24 protein-coding genes are annotated in these 23,595 nt (G+C 70.9%); 11 read left to right on the forward strand and 13 right to left on the reverse strand.

The window, feature by feature from the left end:
• The 4 genes from ACSMXR_RS26195 to ACSMXR_RS26210 all read left to right on the forward strand — a co-directional run bounded on the left by ACSMXR_RS26195 (position 1) and on the right by ACSMXR_RS26210 (position 3,424).
• Positions 1-918 (forward strand): F0F1 ATP synthase subunit gamma, encoded by a 918-nt coding sequence (locus tag ACSMXR_RS26195; protein ID WP_137233506.1) that lies wholly within the window; start codon positions 1-3, stop codon positions 916-918.
• Positions 918-2,360, forward strand: a complete 1,443-nt coding sequence (gene atpD, locus ACSMXR_RS26200) for a F0F1 ATP synthase subunit beta (RefSeq protein ID WP_137233507.1) — start codon at positions 918-920, stop codon at positions 2,358-2,360. The genes ACSMXR_RS26195 and atpD overlap by 1 nt, the downstream gene beginning before the upstream one ends.
• Positions 2,361-2,469: 109 nt before the next feature.
• Positions 2,470-2,844, forward strand: a complete 375-nt coding sequence (locus ACSMXR_RS26205) for a F0F1 ATP synthase subunit epsilon (protein ID WP_010060164.1) — start codon at positions 2,470-2,472, stop codon at positions 2,842-2,844.
• 133 nt (positions 2,845-2,977) lie between these two features.
• Positions 2,978-3,424 carry a DUF2550 domain-containing protein gene (locus ACSMXR_RS26210; RefSeq protein ID WP_030079306.1) on the forward strand — a complete coding sequence of 149 codons (447 nt, stop codon included), beginning with the start codon at positions 2,978-2,980 and terminating at the stop codon, positions 3,422-3,424.
• A gap of 101 nt (positions 3,425-3,525) precedes the next feature.
• Here the strand turns inward: ACSMXR_RS26210 and ACSMXR_RS26215 are convergent, their stop codons facing one another.
• The 3 genes from ACSMXR_RS26215 to ACSMXR_RS26225 form a co-directional block, all read right to left on the reverse strand.
• On the reverse strand, positions 3,526-5,400 hold the full coding sequence (locus ACSMXR_RS26215) for a glycosyl hydrolase family 18 protein (protein ID WP_473170046.1): 1,875 nt from the start codon (positions 5,398-5,400) through the stop codon (positions 3,526-3,528).
• Positions 5,401-5,565: 165 nt separating this feature from the next.
• The gene (locus ACSMXR_RS26220) at positions 5,566-6,216 is read right to left on the reverse strand and encodes a response regulator (RefSeq protein WP_473170047.1); all 651 of its coding nucleotides are present in this window, start codon (positions 6,214-6,216) and stop codon (positions 5,566-5,568) included.
• On the reverse strand, positions 6,213-7,448 hold the full coding sequence (locus tag ACSMXR_RS26225) for a sensor histidine kinase (protein ID WP_473170048.1): 1,236 nt from the start codon (positions 7,446-7,448) through the stop codon (positions 6,213-6,215). Before ACSMXR_RS26225 ends, ACSMXR_RS26220 begins: the two co-directional genes overlap by 4 nt.
• Positions 7,449-7,598: 150 nt before the next feature.
• On the opposite strand from ACSMXR_RS26225, the gene ACSMXR_RS26230 reads away from it, so the two are divergent.
• Entirely contained in the window at positions 7,599-8,171 is a 573-nt protein-coding gene (locus ACSMXR_RS26230; RefSeq protein ID WP_364887938.1) for a hypothetical protein, read from the forward strand.
• 21 nt (positions 8,172-8,192) lie between these two features.
• On the opposite strand, the gene ACSMXR_RS26235 is transcribed toward ACSMXR_RS26230, so the two are convergent.
• From ACSMXR_RS26235 to ACSMXR_RS26245, 3 genes are read right to left on the reverse strand one after another with little or no spacing between them, the layout of a single operon-like run.
• Positions 8,193-8,765 (reverse strand): cob(I)yrinic acid a,c-diamide adenosyltransferase, encoded by a 573-nt coding sequence (locus ACSMXR_RS26235; RefSeq protein WP_103508055.1) that lies wholly within the window; start codon positions 8,763-8,765, stop codon positions 8,193-8,195.
• A 13-nt stretch (positions 8,766-8,778) separates the two neighbouring features.
• The gene (locus ACSMXR_RS26240; RefSeq protein ID WP_137233513.1) at positions 8,779-9,528 is read right to left on the reverse strand and encodes an ABC transporter permease; all 750 of its coding nucleotides are present in this window, start codon (positions 9,526-9,528) and stop codon (positions 8,779-8,781) included.
• A 10-nt stretch (positions 9,529-9,538) separates the two neighbouring features.
• A complete protein-coding gene (locus ACSMXR_RS26245) occupies positions 9,539-10,321 on the reverse strand; it encodes an ABC transporter ATP-binding protein (protein WP_381789539.1) in 783 nt (260 codons plus the stop codon).
• Between the two features lie 108 nt (positions 10,322-10,429).
• Between ACSMXR_RS26245 and ACSMXR_RS26250 the strand changes: the two genes are divergently transcribed.
• From ACSMXR_RS26250 to ACSMXR_RS26265, 4 genes are all read left to right on the forward strand, one after another.
• Positions 10,430-11,071 (forward strand): TetR/AcrR family transcriptional regulator, encoded by a 642-nt coding sequence (locus ACSMXR_RS26250; protein WP_218524739.1) that lies wholly within the window; start codon positions 10,430-10,432, stop codon positions 11,069-11,071.
• A 150-nt stretch (positions 11,072-11,221) separates the two neighbouring features.
• The gene (locus ACSMXR_RS26255; protein WP_030079294.1) at positions 11,222-12,070 is read left to right on the forward strand and encodes a 3-hydroxyacyl-CoA dehydrogenase family protein; all 849 of its coding nucleotides are present in this window, start codon (positions 11,222-11,224) and stop codon (positions 12,068-12,070) included.
• A 236-nt stretch (positions 12,071-12,306) separates the two neighbouring features.
• Positions 12,307-12,630 (forward strand): STAS domain-containing protein, encoded by a 324-nt coding sequence (locus tag ACSMXR_RS26260; RefSeq protein ID WP_003966237.1) that lies wholly within the window; start codon positions 12,307-12,309, stop codon positions 12,628-12,630.
• A gap of 232 nt (positions 12,631-12,862) precedes the next feature.
• On the forward strand, positions 12,863-15,394 hold the full coding sequence (locus tag ACSMXR_RS26265) for an ATP-binding protein (protein ID WP_473170049.1): 2,532 nt from the start codon (positions 12,863-12,865) through the stop codon (positions 15,392-15,394).
• Positions 15,395-15,458: 64 nt separating this feature from the next.
• On the opposite strand, the gene nucS is transcribed toward ACSMXR_RS26265, so the two are convergent.
• Positions 15,459-16,130: an endonuclease NucS gene (gene nucS / locus ACSMXR_RS26270; protein ID WP_030079290.1), complete on the reverse strand. Its 672-nt coding sequence runs from the start codon at positions 16,128-16,130 to the stop codon at positions 15,459-15,461.
• A 271-nt stretch (positions 16,131-16,401) separates the two neighbouring features.
• Between nucS and ACSMXR_RS26275 the strand changes: the two genes are divergently transcribed.
• Complete coding sequence (locus tag ACSMXR_RS26275; protein WP_006127608.1) at positions 16,402-16,794, forward strand: SCO5389 family protein; 393 nt, start codon at positions 16,402-16,404, stop codon at positions 16,792-16,794.
• A 134-nt stretch (positions 16,795-16,928) separates the two neighbouring features.
• Here ACSMXR_RS26275 and ACSMXR_RS26280 read toward each other — a convergent pair whose 3' ends face one another.
• Complete coding sequence (locus tag ACSMXR_RS26280; protein WP_137233518.1) at positions 16,929-17,993, reverse strand: LLM class flavin-dependent oxidoreductase; 1,065 nt, start codon at positions 17,991-17,993, stop codon at positions 16,929-16,931.
• A 212-nt stretch (positions 17,994-18,205) separates the two neighbouring features.
• Here ACSMXR_RS26280 and ACSMXR_RS26285 point away from each other — a divergent pair, with 212 nt between their 5' ends.
• On the forward strand, positions 18,206-18,535 hold the full coding sequence (locus tag ACSMXR_RS26285) for a hypothetical protein (RefSeq protein ID WP_030079288.1): 330 nt from the start codon (positions 18,206-18,208) through the stop codon (positions 18,533-18,535).
• An 8-nt stretch (positions 18,536-18,543) separates the two neighbouring features.
• Here ACSMXR_RS26285 and ACSMXR_RS26290 read toward each other — a convergent pair whose 3' ends face one another.
• From ACSMXR_RS26290 to ACSMXR_RS26310, 5 genes are all read right to left on the reverse strand, one after another.
• Positions 18,544-19,395 (reverse strand): ABC transporter permease subunit, encoded by an 852-nt coding sequence (locus ACSMXR_RS26290; RefSeq protein ID WP_218524737.1) that lies wholly within the window; start codon positions 19,393-19,395, stop codon positions 18,544-18,546.
• Complete coding sequence (locus ACSMXR_RS26295) at positions 19,392-20,537, reverse strand: ABC transporter ATP-binding protein (RefSeq protein ID WP_137233520.1); 1,146 nt, start codon at positions 20,535-20,537, stop codon at positions 19,392-19,394. Before ACSMXR_RS26295 ends, ACSMXR_RS26290 begins: the two co-directional genes overlap by 4 nt.
• A gap of 139 nt (positions 20,538-20,676) precedes the next feature.
• Positions 20,677-21,456 carry an ABC transporter permease gene (locus ACSMXR_RS26300; RefSeq protein WP_137233521.1) on the reverse strand — a complete coding sequence of 260 codons (780 nt, stop codon included), beginning with the start codon at positions 21,454-21,456 and terminating at the stop codon, positions 20,677-20,679.
• A gap of 5 nt (positions 21,457-21,461) precedes the next feature.
• On the reverse strand, positions 21,462-22,457 hold the full coding sequence (locus tag ACSMXR_RS26305) for an ABC transporter ATP-binding protein (RefSeq protein ID WP_137233522.1): 996 nt from the start codon (positions 22,455-22,457) through the stop codon (positions 21,462-21,464).
• An 88-nt stretch (positions 22,458-22,545) separates the two neighbouring features.
• The gene (locus tag ACSMXR_RS26310) at positions 22,546-23,484 is read right to left on the reverse strand and encodes a coiled-coil domain-containing protein (RefSeq protein WP_030079278.1); all 939 of its coding nucleotides are present in this window, start codon (positions 23,482-23,484) and stop codon (positions 22,546-22,548) included.
• Positions 23,485-23,595: the final 111 nt, after the last annotated feature.

Below are 23,595 nucleotides of genomic sequence, written 5' to 3' on the forward strand. Positions count from 1 at the left end.
ATGGGCGCTCAGCTTCGCGTTTACAAGCGCCGCATCCAAGCCGTCACCGCGACCAAGAAGATCACCAAGGCGATGGAGATGATCGCCGCCTCGCGCATCGTCAAGGCGCAGCGCAAGGTGGCGGCATCGCAGCCGTACGCGACCGAGCTCACCCGTGCGGTGACCGCGGTGGCGACCGGCTCCGACGCCAAGCACCCGCTCACCACCGAGGTCGAGACCCCGACCCGGGCCGCGGTCCTGCTCATCACGAGCGACCGCGGTCTGGCCGGCGGTTACTCCTCCAACGCCATCAAGGCCGCGGAGCGACTGCGGGAGCGCCTTGCCTCCGAGGGCAAGGAGGTCGACACGTACATCGTCGGCCGCAAGGGTGTCGCGTACTACGGCTTCCGCGAGCGCAAGGTCATCGACTCCTGGACCGGCTTCACCGACAACCCGGCGTACGGCGATGCCAAGCGCATCGCCGCCCCGTTGATCGCGGCCATCCAGAACGAGACGGCCGAGGGCGGCGTCGACGAGCTGCACATCGTCTTCACGGAATTCGTGTCGATGATGACGCAGAACGCGGTCGACGCCCGTATGCTGCCGCTTTCGCTCGACGAGGTCGCCGAGGAGAGCACCCGCAAGGGTGAGATCCTTCCGCTGTTCGACTTCGAGCCGTCGGCCGAGGACGTCCTCGACGCCCTTCTGCCGCGCTACGTCGAGAGCCGTATCTACAACGCACTGCTGCAGGCAGCCGCTTCCGAGCACGCTGCCCGCCGCCGCGCGATGAAGTCGGCCACCGACAACGCCGGGGACCTCATCAAGAGCCTGTCCCGGCTTGCCAACGCGGCCCGCCAGGCCGAAATCACCCAGGAAATCAGCGAGATCGTCGGCGGTGCCAGTGCTCTGGCCGACGCGACCGCGGGGAGTGACAAGTAATGACGACCACTGTTGAGACGGCCGCTGCCACGGGCCGCGTCGCCCGGGTCATCGGCCCGGTCGTCGACGTGGAGTTCCCCGTCGACGCGATGCCGGAGATCTACAACGCCCTCCACGTCGAGGTCGCGGACCCCGCCGAGGACGGCGCCCGCAAGACGCTGACCCTGGAAGTCGCCCAGCACCTGGGTGACGGAGTGGTCCGCGCGATCTCGATGCAGCCCACCGACGGTCTGGTCCGCCAGGCCGCGGTGACCGACACGGGCGCGGGCATCACCGTCCCCGTCGGTGACATCACCAAGGGCAAGGTGTTCAACACCCTCGGTCAGATCCTGAACGAGCCGGAGGCCGAGGCGCAGATCACCGAGCGCTGGCCGATCCACCGCAAGGCCCCGGCCTTCGACCAGCTCGAGTCGAAGACCGAGATGTTCGAGACCGGCCTGAAGGTCGTCGACCTGCTGACCCCGTACGTCAAGGGCGGCAAGATCGGTCTGTTCGGTGGTGCGGGCGTCGGCAAGACGGTCCTCATCCAGGAAATGATCATGCGTGTGGCGAAGCTGCACGACGGTGTGTCGGTGTTCGCCGGTGTCGGCGAGCGCACCCGTGAGGGCAACGACCTCATCGACGAGATGACCGAGTCGGGCGTTCTGGACAAGACCGCGCTCGTCTTCGGCCAGATGGACGAGCCGCCGGGGACGCGTCTGCGCGTGGCCCTGTCCGCCCTGACCATGGCGGAGTACTTCCGCGATGTGCAGAAGCAGGACGTGCTGCTCTTCATCGACAACATCTTCCGCTTCACGCAGGCCGGCTCCGAGGTCTCCACGCTGCTCGGCCGTATGCCGTCCGCGGTGGGTTACCAGCCGACCCTGGCCGACGAGATGGGTGTGCTCCAGGAGCGCATCACCTCGACGCGTGGTCACTCGATCACCTCGATGCAGGCGATCTACGTCCCCGCGGACGACCTGACCGACCCGGCCCCGGCCACCACGTTCGCCCACCTCGACGCGACGACGGTTCTCTCCCGTCCGATCTCCGAGAAGGGCATCTACCCGGCCGTGGACCCGCTGGACTCCACGTCCCGCATCCTGGACCCGCGCTACATCTCCCAGGACCACTACGCCGCGGCCAGCCGCGTCAAGGGGATCCTGCAGAAGTACAAGGACCTCCAGGACATCATCGCGATCCTCGGTATCGACGAGCTGGGCGAGGAGGACAAGCTCGTTGTCCACCGTGCCCGTCGCGTCGAGCGCTTCCTGTCGCAGAACACCCACGCCGCCAAGCAGTTCACCGGCCTGGACGGTTCGGACGTGCCGCTCGACGAGTCGATCGCCGCGTTCAACGCGATCTGCGACGGGGAGTACGACCACTTCCCCGAGCAGGCGTTCTTCATGTGCGGTGGCCTGGACGACCTCAAGGCCAAGGCCAAGGAGCTCGGCGTCTCCTGAGCCTCCGGCTCACCGAGGGGGGTGGGTGTGTCCCGCCCCCCTCACCACGCCCCGTAGAATTGACCCAACACCCGGCCGGGCGGCCGGGTGGTGACCCGAGGAGCCACCCTTGGCTGCTGAGCTGCATGTCGAGCTGGTCGCCGCGGACCGAAGTGTCTGGTCCGGCGAGGCCACCCTGGTCGTCGCGCGTACCACGTCCGGCGACATCGGCGTCATGCCCGGTCACCAGCCGCTTCTCGGTGTGCTGGAATCGGGCCCGGTGACGATCCGCACGAGCGAGGGCGGCACCGTGATCGCCGCCGTGCACGGTGGATTCATCTCGTTCGCGGACGACAAGCTGTCGCTGCTGGCCGAGATCGCCGAGCTGGCCGACGAGATCGATGTCCAGCGCGCCGAGCGGGCGCTGGAGCTCGCGAAGTCGGATGCCGACGCTGCCGCTGAGCGGCGCGCCGAGATCCGTCTGCGTGCGGTGGCGGTGCTCTAGCACCCCCACGGACAGATGTTTTTACTCAGCCGCGGCCCGAGCTGGAGCAATCCAGCCGTGTCGCGGCTGAGGCGATGCAGGTGCAATACGGTTTCGGTGTTCGTTACTCGACGATGCGAGGAGGTCGGTGGAGATGGTCCTCGCATTGTGGGTGGGCTTGTCCGTCGTCGTCATGGTCCTGCTGGGACTGTTCGTCTTCGGCCTGCGCCGGCGGCTGATCCAGCGGTCCGGAGGGACCTTCGACTGCAGCCTGCGCTGGGACGTGTCGGAGGAACCCGATGCGCTCGGCAAAGGCTGGGTCTACGGGGTCGCCCGCTACAGCGGTGACCGCGTCGACTGGTTCCGGGTCTTCTCCTACGCTCCTCGCCCCCGCCGGGGCCTGGAGCGTTCTGCGATCGAGGTGATCGCCCGCCGGATGCCGGAGGGCGAGGAGGAGCTGGCGCTGCTGTCCGACTCCGTCGTGCTCGGCTGTCTCCACCGGGGGACGCGCCTGGAGCTGGCGATGAGCGAGGACGCGCTGACCGGCTTCCTCGCCTGGCTGGAGGCGGCGCCGCCCGGCCAGAGGGTCAACGTCGCGTAGCGGTCCGTACACACGCTCGTACACAGCGAAAAACCGGGGAGACGGGGGGCGGACCCGTCTCCCCGGTGCTTTTCCGGGGTGGTGCTGTTACGGCGTGGGGACTACTGGAGACCGCTGTTGATCGCGCTCACCAGTTCGCCGTTCGTGGTGTCACCGGAGAACTCCCAGAAGAACGCGCCTCCCAGGCCCTGGTTCTTCGCCCAGGTCATCTTCGAGCTGATGGTGGCCGGGGTGTCGTAGCTCCACCAGTTGGTGCCGCAGTGGGCGTACGCGGTGCCGGCGATGGTGCCGGTGGCCGGGCAGGAGCTCTTGAGGACCTTGTAGTCCTCGATGCCCGCCTCGTACGTGCCCGGGGCCGCGCCGGTCGCCGTGCCGCCGGGGGCGGCCTGGGTGACGCCGGTCCAGCCGCGGCCGTAGAAGCCGATGCCGAGCAGCAGCTTCTTGGCCGGGACGCCCTGGGCCTTCAGCTTGGCGATGGCGTCGGCGGAGGTGAAGCCCTCCTGCGGGATGCCGGTGTACGGGTTCAGCGGCGAGTGCGGGGCCGTCGGGCCCTTGGCCGCCCAGGCGCCGAAGAAGTCGTACGTCATCACGTTGTACCAGTCGAAGGACTGGGCGGCGCCCGCGTAGTCGGCGGCGTCGATCTTGCCGCCGGCCGAGCCGTCCGCGGTGATGGCGGCGGTGACCAGGTTGCCCGCGCCGAACTTCGTCTTCACGGCCGAGGCGAGGTTCTTGAGCGCGGCCGGGCCGCTGGTGTCACAGGTCAGACCACAGGCGTTGGGGTACTCCCAGTCGAGGTCGATGCCGTCGAAGACATCGGCCCAGCGGGGGTCCTCGACCAGGTCGTAGCAGGACTGGGCGAAGGCGGCGGGGTTCTGCGCGGCCTGGGGGAAGCCGCCGGACCAGGTCCAGCCGCCGAACGACCAGAGGACCTTGATGTGCGGGTACTTGGCCTTCAGCTTGCGCAGCTGGTTGAAGTTGCCGCGCAGCGGCTGGTCCCAGGTGTCGGCGACGCCGTCGACGGACTGGTCGGCGGTGTACGCCTTGTCGTAGTCGGCGTACGCGTCACCGATGGTGCACTTGCCGTTCTGCACGTTGCCGAAGGCGTAGTTGATGTGCGTGATCTTCGCGGCGGAACCGGACGTCACCAGGTTCTTGACGTGGTAGTTGCGCCCGTAGACGCCCCAGTTGGTGAAGTAGCCCAGGTTGATCTTGTCGCCGCCGGGCTGTTCGCCGCCGCCGCCACCGGTGGTGCGCACGGAGACGGAGCCGGAGACCGGGCCGGTCTGGTCGGCGGTGTCCCGGGCCTGCACGGCGTAGGAGTAGTCGGTGCCGGCGGTGAGGCCGGTGTTGGTGTACGTCGTGCCGGTGACCGTGGCGACCTTCGCGCCGTCGCGCAGCACGTCGTAGTTCTTGACGCCGTTGTCGTCGGTCGCGGCGCTCCAGCTGAGCTTCACCGAGGTGTTGGTGACATCGCTGGTGGTCGGGGTGCCGGGGGCGGAGGGCGGGTTGTCGCCGGGCACGCTGCCGCCGTCACAGGAGGCGCCGTTCAGCTTGCAGCCGGTGGGGGAGCCGGAGCCGGTGCCGTTGAAGCCGAAGCTGATGCTGGCGCCGGGGGCCACGGACCCGTTCCAGGAAAGGTTCTTGGCGGTCCAGTGGTTGCCGCTGCTGGTGACGGTGGCGTCCCAGGCGGAGCCGACCGAGGTGCCGGAGGGGAAGTCCCACTCGATCGTCCAGGAGGAGAGCGCGGTGGTGCCGGTGTTCTTCACCGTCCACTGGCCCTCGAAGCCGCTGCCCCAGTCCGACTTCTTGGTGTACGTGGCGGTGGCCGACGCGGCTGCCGAGGCGGGGGAGGCGAGCCCCACCATCGCGGCCAGCGGCAGGACCAGCGCGGTCAGGCCCGCGACGACCTTGGATCTGCCGCTCGGGGTGGGGATCCATCTGAATCTGGAACGGCGTTGGGGGGTGTCAGTGCTCAACGGTGCTCCTCGGGTGAGGTCCAACAAACGGGGGTGATTCGTGGACTGCAAACCCTGCGCCGCCCTGAGTACGGGTGCTCTCGTACTCACCGCAGTGTGTGTCGGTGACAGTAGAAAGGTCTGGACCAACCGTCAAGAGGTCTGGACCAAAGATCGATATTCGGCTCAGATCCCCAACTCCTGGGCCAGAACGGCCGCCTGAACCCGGCTGCGCAGCTCCAGCTTGCCCAGCAGCCTGCTGACGTGGGTCTTCACCGTGGCCTCGGCCATCGAGAGCCGCGCCGCGATCTCCGCGTTCGACAGCCCCTCGCCCAGACACCCCAGCACCTCGCGCTCGCGCCGGGTGAGCGCGTCCAGCACCGCCGGATCGGCCGTCTCCCTCGTGCGTACGGGCGTGACCCCCGCGAACTCCGCGATCAGCCGCCGGGTCACCGCCGGGGCGATCAGCCCCTCGCCGCGCGCCACCGTCCGTACTGCCTCCAGCAGATCGCGGGCGTCGGTGTTCTTCAGCAGAAAGCCGGCGGCCCCCGCGCGCAGCGCCCCGAAGACGTACTCGTCCAGATCGAACGTGGTCAGCACCAGGACGTCCGCGAGCTCCTCCGCGACCACCTGCCGGGTCGCCGACACCCCGTCGAGCCGGGGCATCTGCACATCCATCAGCACCAGATCAGGGCGGAGTTCACGCGCCAGGCGCACCGCCGCCTCGCCGTCGCCCGCCTCTCCGACGACCTCGATGTCCGGCGCGCTGGAGAGGATCAGCACCAGCCCCGCGCGCACCGCCGACTGGTCCTCCGCGACCAGTACCCGGATCGTCATTCCCGCATCGTCCTTTCCGTCACGGGCAGTTCGGCCCGCACCCGCCAGATCTTCCCGCCGCCGCCGTGTCCGTCGGCGCCGACGCTTCCGTCGCCGTCTTCGCCCGGCCCGGCCCCGGCGTCGAACGTCCCGCCGAGCAGCGCCACCCGCTCCCGCATGCCCACCAGGCCCGCCCCCGAACCGGGCGCCGTGGGGCCGGGGCGGCTGCCGAACACACTGGTCACCTCGACCGTCAGCAGCTCCCCGGTCCGGCCGATCCGCACCACCACCGGGCCCGGTGCGGCGTGCTTGAGGGCGTTGGTCAGGGACTCCTGGACGATCCGGTACGCGGCCAGCTCGACCGGCGTCGGCAGCGCCCCGGCCGCCGGGTCCCGGGTGTCCTCAAGGGTGCAGACCAGCCCGCCGGACGCCCCGTTGACGTTCGTCTGCTCGATCAGGGTGTCCAGAGCGGCGAGCGTCGGGGCCGCGGCCGGCGCCCGGTCCTCGCCGCCCTCCCGCAGCAGGCCGATCAGCCGGCGCATCTCCGCGAGCCCCTCGACGCTGTTCTCGCGGATCACCTTCAGGGCGCTCCGCGAGGTCTCCGGGTCGTCGATGGACAGCGCCGCGGTGGAGTGGATCGCCACGGCGGAGAGATGGTTGGCCACCATGTCGTGCAGCTCCCGGGCCATCCGGGCCCGCTCGGCGACCACCGCCTGCGTCCGGTCCATCTCGGCCAGCCGCGCGGTCTGGGCGGCGGCCAGCCGGGCCGCGTCGGCGGCGGTGCGGTGGGTGCGCACGCTGACGCCGGTGAGGGCGGGGATGAAGGAGACCAGCCCGATGACCAGGCCGATCAGCAGCGCCTCGGGCTTGCGGAACCAGGCCAGGAAGCCGATCGTGGCCGCCACGGTGATCAGCAGCGTGGCCACCGGGAGGCGGCGGGCGGCGGCCGGGGTCCCGTAGAGCACGGCCGCGTACATGACGTCCGTGAACATCAGGATGGTGGCGAGGTTGCCCCAGGTGAACTGGTCCGCCACCAGCGCGAGCGCGCCGATCGTCAGCGCCGTGCGCGGGGCGTCGCGGCGCAGCAGCTCGGCCGCGGCCATGGCGGTCAGCGGTACGAGCGTGACCCACGGAGCGAGCGAGGAGTGGCCGCCCTGGGTGTGGAGGCCCAGCAGCCACAGGAGCAAGCCTCCGAGCAGCCCGGAGACGGCCAGGGCCACCGCGTCGCGGTCGGGGCGGATCGAGGTGAGCACCTCTCCATCCAACACGCGCCGCAGCCCCGGGGCCTCCCTTCGCGGGCCGATCCGCGACTACATCGAAGGATGCAGTCCCGTTTCGTCACCGCCGACGACGTATCCGCGCCCGGCGGCCGGGAGGCTGGAGGGGAACGGGAGGAGAGAGTCGTGATCGCCCTACTGGTCGTGGCCTGCGAGGTCGCATTCTGGGTTCTGCTGGCCGCCGGGCTGGCCCTGCGGTACGTCGCGAGGAAACCGAGGCTCGGTGCGGCCGTGCTGCTGTGCGAGCCGCTGCTGGAGGTCGTGCTGCTGGTGGTGACGGCCGTCGACCTGAAGAACGGGGCCGAGCCCGACTGGAAGCACGGGCTGGCCGCCGTCTACATCGGCTTCACGGTGGGCCTCGGCCACCACACCGTCAAGAAGGTGGACGCCTGGGTCGCCCACCGCTGGTTCGGCGGCCCGCCGCCGGTCAGGCCGCCGAAGTACGGCACGGCCCGCGCGATCCACGAGTGGCGCACGGCCGCCCGCTGGATCCTGGCCGCGGTGGTCGCGCTGGGCCTGCTCCAGGCGGCGATCTGGTACGTCGGTCCGGACGGGGCGGTCAGCTCGCTCCAGGGCTGGCAGCAGAAGATGGGCATCGTGATCGGGATCAACCTGATCATCGCCGGAAGCTACACGCTGTTCCCGAAGCAGGCCCCGAAGGACGAGGTGCCGGACCGCGAGCCGGCCGACCGCTTCTAGGGCCTGCCGTCGAACTGCTGTCTACCGCTCGCCGCCCGGCACCCACAGCACGTCCCCGACCTCCTTGTTCGCGCTGCGCGCCAGGATGAACAGGAGGTCGGAGAGGCGGTTGAGATAGGTGGCGGTCAGGGTGTTCATCGACTCGCCGTGCACCTCCAGCGCCGCCCAGGTGGACCGCTCGGCCCGCCGGACCACCGTGCACGCCTGGTGCAGCAGCGCCGCCCCCGGCGTACCGCCCGGGAGGATGAAGCTGCGCAGCTTCTCCAGCTCCTCCAGGAAGCGGTCGCAGTCGGCCTCCAGCTTGTCGATGTAGGACTGCTCCACCCGCAGCGGCGGGTATTTCGGGTCCTCGACCACCGGGGTGGAGAGGTCCGCGCCCACGTCGAAGAGGTCGTTCTGGACGCGGACGAGGACCTTGACCACGTCCTCGGACAGCTGCCCCAGTGCGATGGCGGTCCCGATCACCGCGTTGGCCTCGTTGGCGTCCGCGTACGCCGAGATCCGCAGATCGGTCTTGGCGGTGCGGCTCATGTCGCCGAGGGCTGTGGTGCCCCGGTCGCCGGTCCGGGTGTAGATGCGCGTCAGATTGACCATGGGGTCAGCGTAGTTACGCTCCGGCCCGTCGGAAGACCCGTGTGCCCACTGTCACGGCCGCGGCGGCGAAGCCCACGGCGACCAGGACCCCGTACAGCATGTGCGTCGTGGCGTACGAGCCGCTGTAGGCGTCCCGTACCGCGTCCACCAGATAGCGGAACGGGGTGAAGTGCGAGAGCACGTCCAGCCAGCCGGGACCGAGCGTGATGGGCAGCATCAGTCCGGAGAGCAGCATGGCCGGCATCGTCACCGCGTTGATCACCGGCCCGAACTCCTGCGGGGTGCTGACGCGCATGGCCAGGGCGTACGAGAGCGAGGCCAGCGAGAGCGCCAGCACGGCGGTGAACGCGAAGCCGATGAGGACGCCCGCCAGCGGGGCGCGCAACCCCATCAGCAGCGCGGCGAGCACCAGCAGGACGGCCTGGAAGGTGAAGAGCAGGGCATCGCGCAGCACCCGCCCCAGCAGCAGGGCCAGCCGGCTGACCGGGGTGACCCGCATCCGCTCCACCACGCCGGTCGACTTCTCGACGATGATCGCGAAACCGGCGAAGGACGCGCCGAACAGGCTGAGTTGGAGCAGCAGGCCGGGCACGAGGATCTGCCAGGAGTCGGCGGAGGAGCCGAGTGGAAGGTCCTGGAGGAGCGGGCCGAAGAAGAACAGATAGAGCAGGGGCATCAGCAGGCCGAAGAGGACCTGGAAGCGGGAGCGCAGGGTCTGCCGGGCGTACCGCCCGAAGACGATCGCGGTGTCGTGGAAGAGCACTGATGAGGTCCTATACGGCTACGGGGGCGGTGTCGGCAGGGGTGACGGGGCGTCCGGTGGCGGCCAGGAAGGCGTCCTGGAGGGAGGCGTCGGGGGAGCCGGCGTACCGGGTCTTCAGCTCGGCGGGGGTGCCCTCGGCGACGACCGTGCCGCCGTCGATCAGGATCAGCCGGTCCGCCAGCGCGTCCGCCTCGTCGAGATAGTGGGTGGTCAGGACGACGGTGGTGCCGGTCTCCTCGCGCAGGCCCCGCACCAGGTCCCACAGGTCGGCCCGGCTGCCCGGGTCCAGGCCCGTGGTCGGCTCGTCCAGGAAGAGCACGGCCGGGCGGTGGGTGAGGCCCATGGCGATGTCGAGCCGTCGCCGCTGGCCCCCGGAGAGGCTCACCGCCTTCCGGTCGAGCAGCCCGTCGAGGCCGAGCGCGGCGGCCAGCTCCCCGGCGCGCGCGGCCGCTTCCGACCGGCTCAGCCGGTACAGCCGGCCCTGGGTGACCAGCTCCTCCCGGACGGTCAGATACGGGTCGACGCCGCCGGACTGGGCGACGTACCCGCAGACCGCGCGGACGGCGGCGGGGTCGGCGAGCAGGTCGTGGCCGGCCACGGTGGCCGCGCCGCCGGTCGGGGTGAGCAGCGTCGTGAGCATGCGCAGGGTGGTCGTCTTGCCCGCGCCGTTGGGGCCGAGGAGCGCGACGATCTCTCCCGCGCGGATGGTCAGGTCGATGGAGCGGACGGCTTCCACCGGGCCGCTCGGCGTCGTGAAGGTCCGGGCGAGCCCGGCGGTGCTGATGACGGTCATGCGGCCAGAAAAACAGAGTGACTCCAAAAATGCAATGCAACCAAAAATCTAAGTCACCCCAAAAATGTGCTGACCTCATGATCGTCCGGCGCGTCCTACGATGGGGGCATGGCTGAGGGACTCAGGGAACGCAAGAAGCGCCAGGCCAAGCAGCGCATCTCGGACATGGCGACCGGGCTGTTCCTCCAGCACGGCTTCGTCACGGTGACCGTCGCCGAGATCGCCGACCTGGCCGACGTCTCCGTGAACACCGTCTACAACTACTTCCCGGCCAAGGAGGACCTCTTCCTCGACCGGATGAAGGGCGTCACCCAGCGCGTCGCCCGCTACGTCCGCGCCCGCGACAAGGGCGAGTCGGCCGCCGAGGCGGTCCTGCGCGAGGTGCGCGCCGCCGTCGTCGCCGTCTCCCCGGAGTTCGGCCTGATGGACGGCTTCGCCGACTTCATGCGCGTCATCGAGGACGCCCCCACCCTCAAGGCCCGCCTCTGGTACCTCCAGCAGGAGGTGCTCCAGTCCGTCGTCGCCACCCTCCGCGAGGACACCGGCGCGAGCGAGGACGACCCGCTGCCGCTCCTCGTCGGCGGCCAGATCGCCTGGATCGAACACGCCCTCGTCGGCTACGTCAGCCAGGAGATGATGAAGGGCCGCAAGGCCGTCGACGTCTCCCACGACGCCCTCGGCGTCCTCGACGAGATCGAGGGGCTGCTCAGTGATCAGGTCCTCAACTACGCGCGGCGCGGAGCCGAATGACGCGTCCCGGTGTGATGTCCGTCATCTGAGACGTGACGCGCATCTCTTCACCGCCCCAGCGCGCCCGGCGGGTACTAACCTCCGCCGGAGAGCAATGTGAACCGCCGTGAACAAATGCGCACGGGCGAACAGAAACCAAGGGGTGCGAACGTGGCCAGGAAGCTCGCCGTCATCGGGGCCGGACTCATGGGATCCGGGATCGCGCAGGTCTCCGCCCAGGCGGGCTGGGACGTCGTGCTGCGGGACGTCACCGACGCCGCGCTGACCCGGGGCCGTGACGGCATCAAGGCCTCGTACGACAAGTTCGTCTCCAAGGGCAAGCTGGACGCGGCCGACGCCGAGGCCGCCCTCGCCCGCATCACCACGACCACCGACCTCGACGCCGTGGCCGACGCGGACGTCGTCGTGGAGGCCGTCTTCGAGAAGCTGGAAGTCAAGCACGAGATCTTCCGCACCCTGGACAAGGTCGTCGGCGAGCACACCGTCCTCGCGTCCAACACCTCCGCCATCCCGATCACCAAGATCGCGGCCGTGACGGAGCGTCCGGAACGCGTCGTCGGCGTGCACTTCTTCTCGCCGGTCCCGATGATGCAGCTCTGCGAGCTGGTGCGCGGCTACAAGACCAGCGACGAAACCCTCGCCACCGCGCGGGAGTTCGCCGAGTCGGTCGGCAAGACCTGCATCGTCGTCAACCGCGATGTGGCGGGCTTCGTCACCACCCGGCTGATCTCGGCGCTGGTCGTCGAGGCCGCCAAGCTGTACGAGTCGGGCGTCGCCTCGGCCGAGGACATCGACATCGCCTGCAAGCTGGGCTTCGGCCACGCGATGGGCCCGCTCGCCACCGCGGACCTGACCGGCGTCGACATCCTGCTGCACGCCACCGGCAACATCTACACCGAGTCGCAGGACGAGAAGTTCGCCGCCCCGGAGCTGATGCGCCGGATGGTCGACGCAGGTGACATCGGGCGCAAGAGCGGGCAGGGCTTCTACACGTACTGACCGGATCCGCCCCCTCGGCCCGCCGGCCCGCCGCCGTACGGGCCGGGGGAGCCGGGGATTTTACCCGGCGGTGACCGGACTCCGACGAACCGAAGTCACTCCACCGAGTGAATTCGGTATCGGTTTGCTTACAGACGGCAACTTCCCTGTCGTCGCGGCAGTCAGTGGTGGCAGAGGCAGAGCCGGCGACAGAACAGACATACGGACCTTCTACGGAGCATGACCGGGGAGCGCATATGCACATCAGGGGCGACCACGCCGAGCTGGTCGTCGGGGGCCGCCTCGACGTCCGAAGCGCGGCGGACGCCCGTACGGTCCTGCACTCGGCCGTGGACGACGGAGTCGGCGACCTCGTGCTGGACCTGACCGAGCTGGATTCCTGGGACGCCACCGGACTCGGCGTCATCATGGGGGCCCACCGAAGGGCCGGACGGGCCGGCCGCCGTCTCGTGCTGCGCGGCGTGCCGCCGCAGATGCAGCGCCTCCTGGTGGCCACCCGGCTGCACCGCATCCTGGCCATCGAGGGCGGCATCGCCGCGGAGTCACTGCCGCGCGTCTAGGGCCTTTCCGGCAGGCCGTCCGGACAACCGGGAAAGTCACGCAATCCTCACCGGAACGTGACGACCTGGACGGCGTGGCACCCCGGCGCTTCATGAATACTGTGCCAAGGTCTAGGGTTCGGCCGTCCGCCGAATGACACCGAACCCATGGGCGGACACCGGACCGGAAGCGACAGCGGGGCGTGCGAGGCCGGAGGGGCAACCACGCACGACGCGTCTGGGGGACTTTGCGATGGACCCGACACACCGGGCACCGGAAGAGTACGGGCAGGGCCACGACCGCTCCGGCGGCGACCCCGGCCACCGCCGGCCGTCCCGCGACTCCGGCGGCGCCGACTTCGGCGCGCAGACACCGCAGCAGGTCCGCGTCGTCCAGGTGACCGCCGGCGACCTGCTGCTGACGGTCAACCCCGTCGACGGCAGCGAGGTCGAGGCCTGCCCGCCCGGCTCGGGCCCCGAAGCCCCGGTCCGCCGCACCCCCGCCGAACGCGCCGACCACGAGCGGGCCGGCGCACCCCCGATGCCCGCGGGCCCGCCCGCACCGCAGCTGCCCCTCCTGGAGCGCGAGGAGGAGCGCGAGCGCCTGGTCCGCCTGCTGGCCCGCGGCCGCAGCGTCCGCCTCACCGGCCAGGCCGGCTCCGGCCGTACCGCGCTGCTCGACGCCGTCGCCGCCGACTGCGCGGACCTGGCCCCCGACGGGGTCGTCCGCCTCAACGGCCGCGGCCGCACCGGAACCGATCTGCTGCACGCCCTCTTCGACACCGTCTACAAGGCCCCGAGCCACCGCCCCGACCGCGACGAACTACACGCACTCGTCCGGTCCATCGGCGCCGTCGTCACCATCGACGACCTGGAGATCGGCGGAGCGGCCCTCGACGAACTCCTCGCCGCCACCCCCGAGTGCGCCTTCCTGCTCGCCGCCACCCCGGACGTCACCACCCCCGGCGTCGACGCCCACCTGGAGGAGGTGCTCCTCGCCGGCCTCGGCCGCGGCGCCTCGCTGGCCCTGCTGGAGAAGGTCGTCGAACGCCCCCTCACCGAGGAGGAGCGGAACTGGGCGGGCGACCTCTGGTTCGAGTCCGAGGGCCTGCCGCTCCGCTTCGTCCAGGCCGGATCCCTCCTCGTCCAGCGCGACCGGCTGCGCGTGGACCCCGCAGCCTTCGACGAGTACGACTACTTCGAGCCACGCGCGGACGACGCGCCTCCGCCCCTCGAAGCGCCCACCGCCGAAACCCTCGACCTCCCCCTGCCGAGCCTCGGCGAGGGCGCCGCGCCCGCCGAGCTGCTCGCCTCCCGGCTCAGCGAGGCCGCCCGCGCCACCCTGCGCTTCGCCGTCGCCCTCGGCGGCGAGGTGCCCCACCAGGCCCATCTGCCGGCCCTGGTGGGCGACACCCACGCGGACGCCGCGCTCGGCGAACTCGCGGGCTGCGGGCTGCTCTCCCCGGCCGGCCCCCGCTACCGCCTCGCCGCCGGAGTCCTCGCCCAGCTGGTGGCGTCCGGTTACGAGGACGACGCCGCCGCCCACGCCCGTACCGCCGCCCAGCACTACGCCTGGTGGACCTCGCACCCCTCGGTCACCCCGCGCCGGGCCGTCGCCGAGGCCGACGCGATCGTCGCCTCGCTGGCCCGGCTGGTCCCGGGCGACGAGGCGGGAGCGGCCAGCGCGGCCGTCCTGCTGGCCCGCAGCGCCTCCCCGGCCTTCGCCGCGGGCCTGGGCTGGGGAGCCTGGGAACGGGCCCTCAGGATCGGCCAGGAGGCCGCCAGGATCGCCGGTGAGGTCGCCGAGGAGGCCTACTTCCACCACGAGTTGGGCGTCCTCGCGCTCTGCACCGGCAACCCGGACCGGGCCCGGACCGAGCTGGAGACCTCCATAGGCATGCGCGGCGCGCTCGCCGACAAGTCCGGGGCCGTCGCCGGGCGCCGCGCGCTCGCCCTGGTCGCGGACCGCTCCGGCGACTTCCCGCCGTTGCACCGCACCGCCACGGGCGACGAGGTGCCCGTCGTACGCCAGGACGCCCCGGGCACCCCGCCCGGCGGGCTCCCGGGGGCGCCGCTGTTCGTCCGGCACCCCGCCGACGAAGAGCCCACCGTCCTCTCCTCGCTGCCGCCGGGACCGGCCGCGCGCCGCGGCGGCGGACGCCTCGCGGTCCTGGGCGGCGCCCGGCGCAACCTGGCCGCCGCGGGCGCGGGCGCCCTGCTGATCGCGGTCCTCGGCACCGTCGTCACGCTCGGCGTCACCTCGGGCGACGGCGACGAGCCGGACAGCCGCAACGTCACCACCGAGCAGACCGCCACCGAGGACGCCACCGACGACGGCCTGCCCGCCGACGAACCGGACGAGGGCACCGCCCCGGCCGGGGAGACGACCGGCGGCGAGACCTCCGCGACCCCCGGCCCCTCCGGCTCGGCGAGCCCCAGCACCTCCGGCTCGCCCTCGCCGAGCGCGTCCACGTCGGGCGGTACGTCACCGGGGACGGACGAGCCGACGGACGGCGGGAGCAGCAGCTCGTCGCCCTCGCCGAGCGGAAAGCCGACCAAGCCCACCAAGCCGCCGACGACTCCGCCCACCACCCCGCCGACGACGCCGCCCACCGAGACGCCGACGACCCCGCCGACCGAGACGCCCACCGAGGAGCCGCCGGAGCCGCCCCAGGGCTCCTCCTCCGCCACCGGCCCCGTCGAGTCGGCCGGTGCGAGTGCGAGTGCGAGTGCGAGCGCCGACGTCCCGGCGGAGAGCGACGAGCCCACCGAGGCGGCGGCCTGACACACGGAAGCCGGGTGCCCCCGTGGGGGACACCCGGCTCCGGCCGTACGGCGGTGGACGACGGTCAGAACAGCCGCAGCTTGTCGTCCTCGATGCCCCGCATCGCGTCGTAGTCCAGGACCAGGCAGCCGATGCCGCGGTCCGTGGCCAGCACCCGGGCCTGCGGTTTGATCTCCTGGGCGGCGAAGACGCCCCGGACCGGCGCCAGATGCGGGTCGCGGTTCAGCAGCTCCAGATAGCGCGTCAGCTGCTCCACGCCGTCGATGTCACCGCGCCGCTTCAGCTCCACGGCCACCGTCTGCCCGTTCGCGTCCCGGCACAGGATGTCCACCGGCCCGATCGCGGTGGGGTATTCACGGCGGATCAGGGTGTGGCCCTCGCCGAGGATCTCGATCCGGTCCGCGAGCAGCTCCTGGAGGTGCGCTTCCACGCCGTCCTTGATGAGCCCCGGGTCGACGCCCAGCTCGTACGAGGAGTCGTGGAGGACTTCCTCCATCGTGATGATCAGTTTTTCGCCCGCCTTGTTCACCACGGTCCAGACGCCTTCGTCACCGTCGGCGCCCTCCTTCAGGGTGCACGGCGGGGACATCCAGTTGAGGGGTTTGTACGCCCGGTCGTCGGCGTGGATGGAGACGCTTCCGTCCGCCTTCACCAGGATCAGACGGGGGGCGGAGGGCAGGTGGGCTGTGAGCCGGCCCGCGTAGTCCACGGAGCAACGGGCGATGACGAGACGCATGGTCGGCAACGCTACTCGACGACGGGGCCCGACGCGATTTCCCCATCCGTTGCCTCCTGTCACTCGGTGCGCGTCGCGTCGCGGCGAAGCGGGCTTGCCCCTCTTTGCGCCCCTTCGTTATTGGCCGGTTGTGTTCCCAATCTCCTGGTGCGGCCCCGACTGCGCGCTTAACGTGGAAGCAGGAGGTCGCCGCCCGTGCACGCTGCGTCGTCGCCCCCCTTCCCTGCCCGTAAGGCCCCGGCCACTCTCCGGGGTCGCGAGAGGAGAACCCATGTCGCTCGACGTCTCACCGGCGCTGTTGGAACAGGCCGAGCGAGGCGAGGTCGACGAAGCCGACTTCGTCGACTGCGTCCGGACCTCCCTGCCCTTCGCATGGGAGATGATCAGCTCGCTGGTGGCTCAGCTGAAGGTCGACGGCGGAGAGTTCGCCGACAACCAGACGCCGCCGCCGGACGAGCAGGCACGTGGTCAGCTGCTGCGCGCGCTCGCGAGTGATGCGATACGCGGCGCGCTGCAGCGGCACTTCGGAGTGCGTCTCGCATTCCAGAACTGCCACCGCGTCGCGGTGTTCCCGCTGGACGCCTCGGTCGACGACCGACTGGCCAAGTTCACCTCGGTGAGGGGCCAGTTGCTCAACCAGTCGCCCGAACTACGGGACTGCTGAACGCTTCTGCTGCCGTCCCGGGCCGCGGGAGGTGCAACTGGCTCCGGGGCGGCAGCTCCCGTACCACCGCACCACATGTCCCACCGATGTCACCAAGGAACACCCGGTCACCGAGGAACACCGGCATGCCCAGCTCAGGTGAGCAGCGGCAGCACGTCGGCGCCCAGCCGCCGCACATTCTCCTCGGTCGCCGCGAGATCGCCCGTCCCCTCCACCAGCAGGGCGAAGCGCGTGATCCCGGTCCGCTCGGCGGTGGCCGCGAGCCGGTCGGCGGCCAGCCGGGGCGGGCCCACCGGATGCAGCCCGCAGAGCAGTTCCGTGTACGCGACCGGATCCCGCATCACGCGGTGCCTGCCGTCGACCGTGACATGGGCGTCGAGCCCCTGGCGCAGCCAGCCGGGCATCGTCTTCACCAGCAACTCCGTGGCGTCCCCGGAGCCGTCCGCGATCTGGGCCACCCCGGCGGACACATGTGCGGCCCCCTCCACCACCTCGGGCGGATGGCCGGCCTCCCGGGCCGCCGTACGCCACAGGGCGACCATCTCCGCCTTCTCCTCGTCCCCGCAGTGCATGCCCAGCAGCATCGGCAGCGCCTGCCGGGCCGCCAGCCGCACACTCTTCGGCGAGGTGCACGCCACGATGACCTCGGGCCCCGCCGCGCCCGGCCCATCGGCGCCGGGAGCCGCGCCGGCCGGCCCCGCCAGCAGCTCGTCAGCGCGCGGCACCACCGCCACCTCGCGGAAGCCGAACCGCTCGCCGCGCCCCGCGACGCGCGCCTCCCGCAGCCAGTCGAGCACCAGGCCGAGCGCCTCGGGGAAGCCGTTCTCGTACGCGTCGAGACCGCCGCCGAACACCTCCAGGTCCACCCACGGACCGCCCCGTCCCACCCCGAGCGAGAAGCGTCCGCCGCTGGTCAGATGCAGCAGCGCGGCCTGCTCGGCGAGCGCGACCGGGTGGTGGTTGGGCAGCACGCTGACCGCGGTGCCGACCCGGATTCTGCGGGTGCGGCCCAGCAGCAGCGCGGCCAGCGTCGTCGCCGACGGGCAGACTCCGTACGGCACGAAGTGGTGCTCGGCCAGCCACACCGAATCGAGGCCGCTCTCCTCCGCGGCCTCGGTGGACCGGACGGCCCGGTGCAGGGCCTCACCCGGCCCCTGTCCCGGGAACTGGGCTGCCAGAACGAACGTTCCGATGCGCATCGCCTATTGCCTCCTTGCGGCCGACGCGTTCTCCCCCACTGGCAACAACGTCTGACACGTGCCAAAGGCACGGTCCACGGCGAAGTTGTTGCGATTTTCCGCTAACTCATTCCACTGCCGGATCGGACCGCCCCGGGCACCCGACGACCACCCCCGACGCCAGGCTCTAGGCTTGGACGAACCGTGCCCGATCCGCCCCCGTGAGGTGTCCCGTGTCCCCGCGCCGTAACCGCCCCCGTGGCGGCGAGAGTCCCGACGAACGCCCCGGCACGGCGCCCGGCAGATACGGCGGGGGAGGGGGCACCGAGAGCTGGCAGGGCGAGGAATGGTCGGTGCGCCCGGTCAGCGGCGCGAGCGCCCAGGGCAAGCGGTACCGCTGCCCCGGCTGCGACCAGGAGATCCCCTCCGGCGTCCCGCATCTGGTCGCCTGGCCCGAGTACGGCGGCATCGACGACCGCAGGCACTGGCACAAGGCGTGCTGGAACGCGAAGGACCGCCGCACCACCCGGGTGCAGCGGTCCCGTAACGCCCCGCGCCACTGAGGCCCCTCTCAGACGTCGCGCCGGTTCAGTATCGCGAGCGCCCCGCCCAGCGCCACGGCGGCCAGGCACGCCATCAGCACCGGCGACTCCCAGGCGGACGGGCCGGAATCGGTCATCGTCGCGCCGTACAGCGCGCTGAGCTGGTTGGGGATCGAGTACTCGATCAGGAAGCGCTGAAGGCCCCGCAGATCGTCGGCGAACATGAACAGCGCGAGGACCAGCGGCAGCAGCACCACGCCGATCATGATGGTGATCGCGCCCGCCGAGTGCCGCACGATCGCGCCGACCCCGAGCGACAGCAGGCCGAGGGCCGCGATGTAGAACCCGACGCCGAGCGTGGCGTACACCCACTGGCCGGCCGACGCGGCGACGGTGCCGTTCAGGATCAGGGTCTGGAACACCGCCACGACCGTGGCGGTCACCGTCGTGATGACGAAGGTCAGCAGGAAGAAGACGATCGCCTTCGCCGCGAGCACCCGGCCCCGGCTCGGACAGGCCGTCAGCGTCGTACGGATCATGCCGGTGCTGTACTCGGAGCCGATGGTCAGCACCCCGAGCGTGATCACACAGATCGAGCCCAGCAGCACCCCGAAGAAGCCGAGGCCCAGGACGGGCTCGCCCGACAGGCCGGCGTCGTTCACCGCGAGCAGCAGCGCGGTGCCGAACCCGATCGTCAGCATCAGCGCGACCATCACGCCGAGCGTCCAGACCGTGGCGCGCACGGAACGGATCTTGGTCCACTCCGAGGCGACCGCGTCGCCGAGGGTGGCGGGCCGGATCGGGATCGGCGACTCGTAGGAGCCCGGCAGGCCGGCTTCCGGCGCCTGCTCGTCAGCCTGCGGGGTGGCCGGCGTCGTCATCTGAGGTCCTTGCTGGTCTGCTCCCCGGCCGGGGCGGCGGAGGAGGGCTCGGCGGCGGGCACGGGAGCGGGCCCGGCGTCCCGGTCCGGGCGGACGGGCGGCGGCGGGGCGTACCAGCCCTCCTGCGGCACCTCCACCGGTTCCGGGGGCGCCAGGTCGTCGGCGCCGAGGACCTGGCCGTACGCGTCCAGGGGCGCCGGTTCCACGAGGCCCGCCTTGGCGTCGTCCGTCGAGCGGTAGTCCACCAGGCCCTGTGTCAGCCGCATGTACGCCTCCTCCAGCGAGGCCTGGTGCGGCGACAGCTCCCAGAGCCGTACGTCGCACGCGTGGGCCAGATCGCTGATCCGCGGCAGCGGCAGCCCGGTGACCCGCAGGGCCCCGCCCGGCTCCGACAGCACCCGGCCGCCCGCCTCGATGAGCGTGGCCGTCAGCTTCTTCCGCTCCACGGCGTCGTCCTCCGGCACCCGGACCCGGGCGAAGTCGGCGGAGTTGGCGGAGATGAAGTCCGTGACGCTCATGTCGGAGAGCAGCCGGCCGCGCCCGATCACGATCAGATGGTCGGCGGTCAGGGCCATCTCGCTCATCAGATGGGACGAGACGAAGACCGTGCGCCCCTCGGCGGCCAGCGACTTCATCAGATTGCGGACCCAGTGGATGCCCTCCGGGTCGAGACCGTTGACCGGCTCGTCGAACAGCAGCACCTGCGGATCGCCGAGCAGCGCCGCCGCGATCCCGAGCCGCTGCCCCATCCCGAGCGAGAAGCCGCTGGAGCGCCGCTTGGCGACATCCTGGAGGCCGACGACGCCCAGCACCTCGTCCACCCGGGCCGCCGGGATACCGGCCAGCTGGGCCAGGGACAGCAGATGGTTACGGGCGGTGCGCCCGCCGTGCACGCCCTTGGCGTCCAGCAGCGCGCCCACCAGGCGCGGGGCGTTCGGCAGGCTGCGGTAGGGGTGGCCGGCGATCGTGACGTGACCTGCGGTGGGGCGGTCCAGGCCGAGGATCATGCGCATGGTCGTGGACTTGCCCGACCCGTTGGGACCGAGGAAGCCGGTGACGGCACCCGGCCGCACCTGGAAGGAAAGGTCGTCCACGGCCGTCTTCGCGCCGTAGCGCTTGGTCAGGCCGACTGCCTCGATCATTCTCCAGCCCCATCGACTCACTCTGTCGTTCGGGGCTCGGGCCACCCGGCCGCACACCCCCGTAAGAGTTAGGAGGATAACCAGGCGCTGACGGTTCCGGCCAAGTTGCGCACAGCGTGCGAGCGGGCGGTTACGGGCTCTAGGCGTCCCGCGTCTTCAGCACCAGATAGCCGCCGAGCACCGCCGCCAGGACCCAGAGCACCATGATGCCGAGCCCTCCCCACGGACCGTACGGGGCGGGATCGGTGTTCATCGCGTCCGGGACGACCTGCATGATCTTCGAACCGGCCTGGTCCGGGAAGTACCGGGCGACGCTCTTGGCGCCGGGCACCGCCGCGAGGATCTGCGAGACCAGGAAGAAGAACGGCATCAGGATGCCGAGCGACAGCATGGAGCTGCGCAGCATCGCCGCCACCCCCATGGAGAAGATCGCGATCAGCCCCATGTAGAGCCCGCCGCCGACCACCGCGCGCAGGACGTTCTCCGCGCCGATGTCGGTGCCCCGGTGGCCCAGCATCGCCTGGCTCAGGAAGAACGAGACGAAGCTGGTGAGCAGCCCCACGACCAGGGCCAGCACACCGGCCACCGTGATCTTGCTGAGGAGGAAGGTCGCGCGCTGGGGCACCGCCGCCAGCGAGGTGCGGATCATGCCGGAGCTGTACTCCGTACCGACCACCAGCACGCCGAACACGACCATCGCGAGCTGGCCGAGAATGGTCCCCGAGAAGCTGACGAAGGTCGGGTCGAACGTGGCCTGCTCGGCCTCGGAGAGATCGTCGAACGTGGCGTTCAGCAGGGCGCTCAGCGCCGCGCCCATCACCACCGTCACGGCGAACGCGGCGATGAGGGTCCAGGTGGTCGAGGAGACCGACCGGATCTTGGTCCACTCCGAGGTGAGAACCGCGGGTACCGATGCCATCGTCGTCACTCGCCCTCGTTGTCGGTGCTGCCCGGCTTGTTCCAGCCCTCGCCCCAGCCCGCGCCCACCGCGGGCGGTTCGGCGGCCGGATCCCGTTCCGAATGGGCGTGGTACTCCACCGAACCGGCGGTCATCTGCATGAACGCCTCCTCCAGCGAGGCCCGCTGGGAACTCAGCTCGTGCAGCACCAGCTGGTGCCGGGCCGCCAGTTCACCCAGCTCCTCGGTGCTCGCGCCGTCGATCTCCAGGACGCCGCCCGCCGTCTCGACCGCGGTGAAGCCCTCCTGGTGCAGCACGTCGCGCAGCCGTTCCTGCTGCGGCGAGCGCAGCCGCGTGTAGCTGCGGGAGTTCTCGTGGATGAAGTCCGCCATCGAGGTGTCGGCGAGCAGCTTGCCCTGGCCGATCACGATCAAGTGGTCGGCGGTCAGCGCCATTTCGCTCATCAGGTGCGAGGAGACGAAGATCGTCCGGCCCTCCGACGCGAGCGCCTTCATCAGATTGCGGATCCAGTGGATGCCCTCCGGGTCCAGTCCGTTGACCGGCTCGTCGAACATCAGGATCTCGGGATCGCCCAGCAGCGCCGAGGCGATGCCGAGCCGCTGGCCCATGCCGAGGGAGAACCCCTTGGACTTCTTCTTCGCCACCGCGGTCAGACCGACCATGTCGAGCACCTCGTCGACCCGGCCGCTCGGGATGCGGTTGCTCTGCGCCAGGCACAGCAGGTTGTTGTACGCGCTGCGGCCGCCGTGCATCGCCTTGGCGTCGAGGAGCGCCCCGATGTACTTCAGCGGTTCCTGGAGTTCGCGGTAGTGCTTGCCGTCGATGCGCACCGTGCCGCTGGTCGCGTGGTCGAGATCGAGCATCATCCGCATCGTGGTCGACTTGCCGGCCCCGTTGGGACCGAGAAAGCCGGTCACGATGCCCGGCCTGACCTGAAACGACAGATGATCGACGGCGACCTTGCTGCCGAACCGTTTGGTGAGTCCCTCGAGCTCGATCATGCGCACACGCTAGAACGCCCGAGCGCCCGGCGCCACCACAAGGGCGGAACCGGGCGCACACGGGGGTACTGCGGGGTACTGCGGGGCGTCAGCGGGTCTGCTGGGCCGGGACACCGCGGGTGGCGGGCTCGTCCTCCACCGGGGTGCCGGCGGCGGCCACGGCGGCGCCGGTCAGCGTCGCCAGCATCTCGCGGACGTTGGTCAGCTGCGCGTTGATCGAGTCGCGGCGGTTGGTGAGCGCCGCCAGCTCGCGCTCCGATTCGCTGCGGATCCGGTCGGCCTTGGCGTTGGCGTCGGCGACGATGTCCTCGGCCTGGCGCTGGGCGGTCTCCACCGTCTGGCGGGCCCGGCGCTCGGCGTCCGTGCGAAGCTTCTCGGCCTCCAGGCGGAGCTGCTCGGCGCGGTGCTCGATCTCGGCGAGACGCTTCTCGGCCTTGGCCTGACGGGACGCGAGGTCGCGCTCCGACTGCTCGCGGCGCTTGGCGAGGTTCGTCTCGAAGTCGGCCGCGGCCTGGGCGGCCTTGGCGCGGGTCTCCTCGAAGAGGGCGTCGGCCTCCTCGCGCTTCTGCTGGGCGTCCTTCTGGGCGTCCGAGCGCAGCGTGTTCGCCTCGCCCTGAGCCTTCTCGACGATCCGGACGCCCTCGTCCTCGGCCTTCGCCTTGCGCTCGGCGGCGAACGACTCGGCGTCGTTGCGCACCTGCTGGGCCGCCGACTCGGCGAGCTCACGGTGCTGCTCGGCCGCGCGACGGGCCTCCTCGCGCAGGTCCTTGGCCTCCTCCTCGGCGAGGCGGAGAATCTTCTCGACACGGGCGCCGAGGCCGGCGTACGACGGCTCCGCGTCGTTTACCTGGGCCTGGGCGTTCTGCGTTTCGAGGTGCAGCTCCTCGATGCGCTTTTCCAGAGAGGTGATTCGGGCCAGAGCACTATCACGGTCGGCGACGAGCTTGGTAATGCGGTCGTCCACCTGACCGCGGTCGTAGCCACGGCGCACGAGCTCGAAGCCGAAGGGGGAGGAAGGGTCACTCATGGGGTTCCTGTCGAATGAGACCGGTGAGGTGATAGAGGGAATCCTAGGGGCCATAGCGGCGTGTCAGCGTGCAGATGCCGGTTTGATCTGGAGAATGACACCCCTTTTGAG

The organism is Streptomyces sp. DSM 106670 (assembly GCF_055792845.1).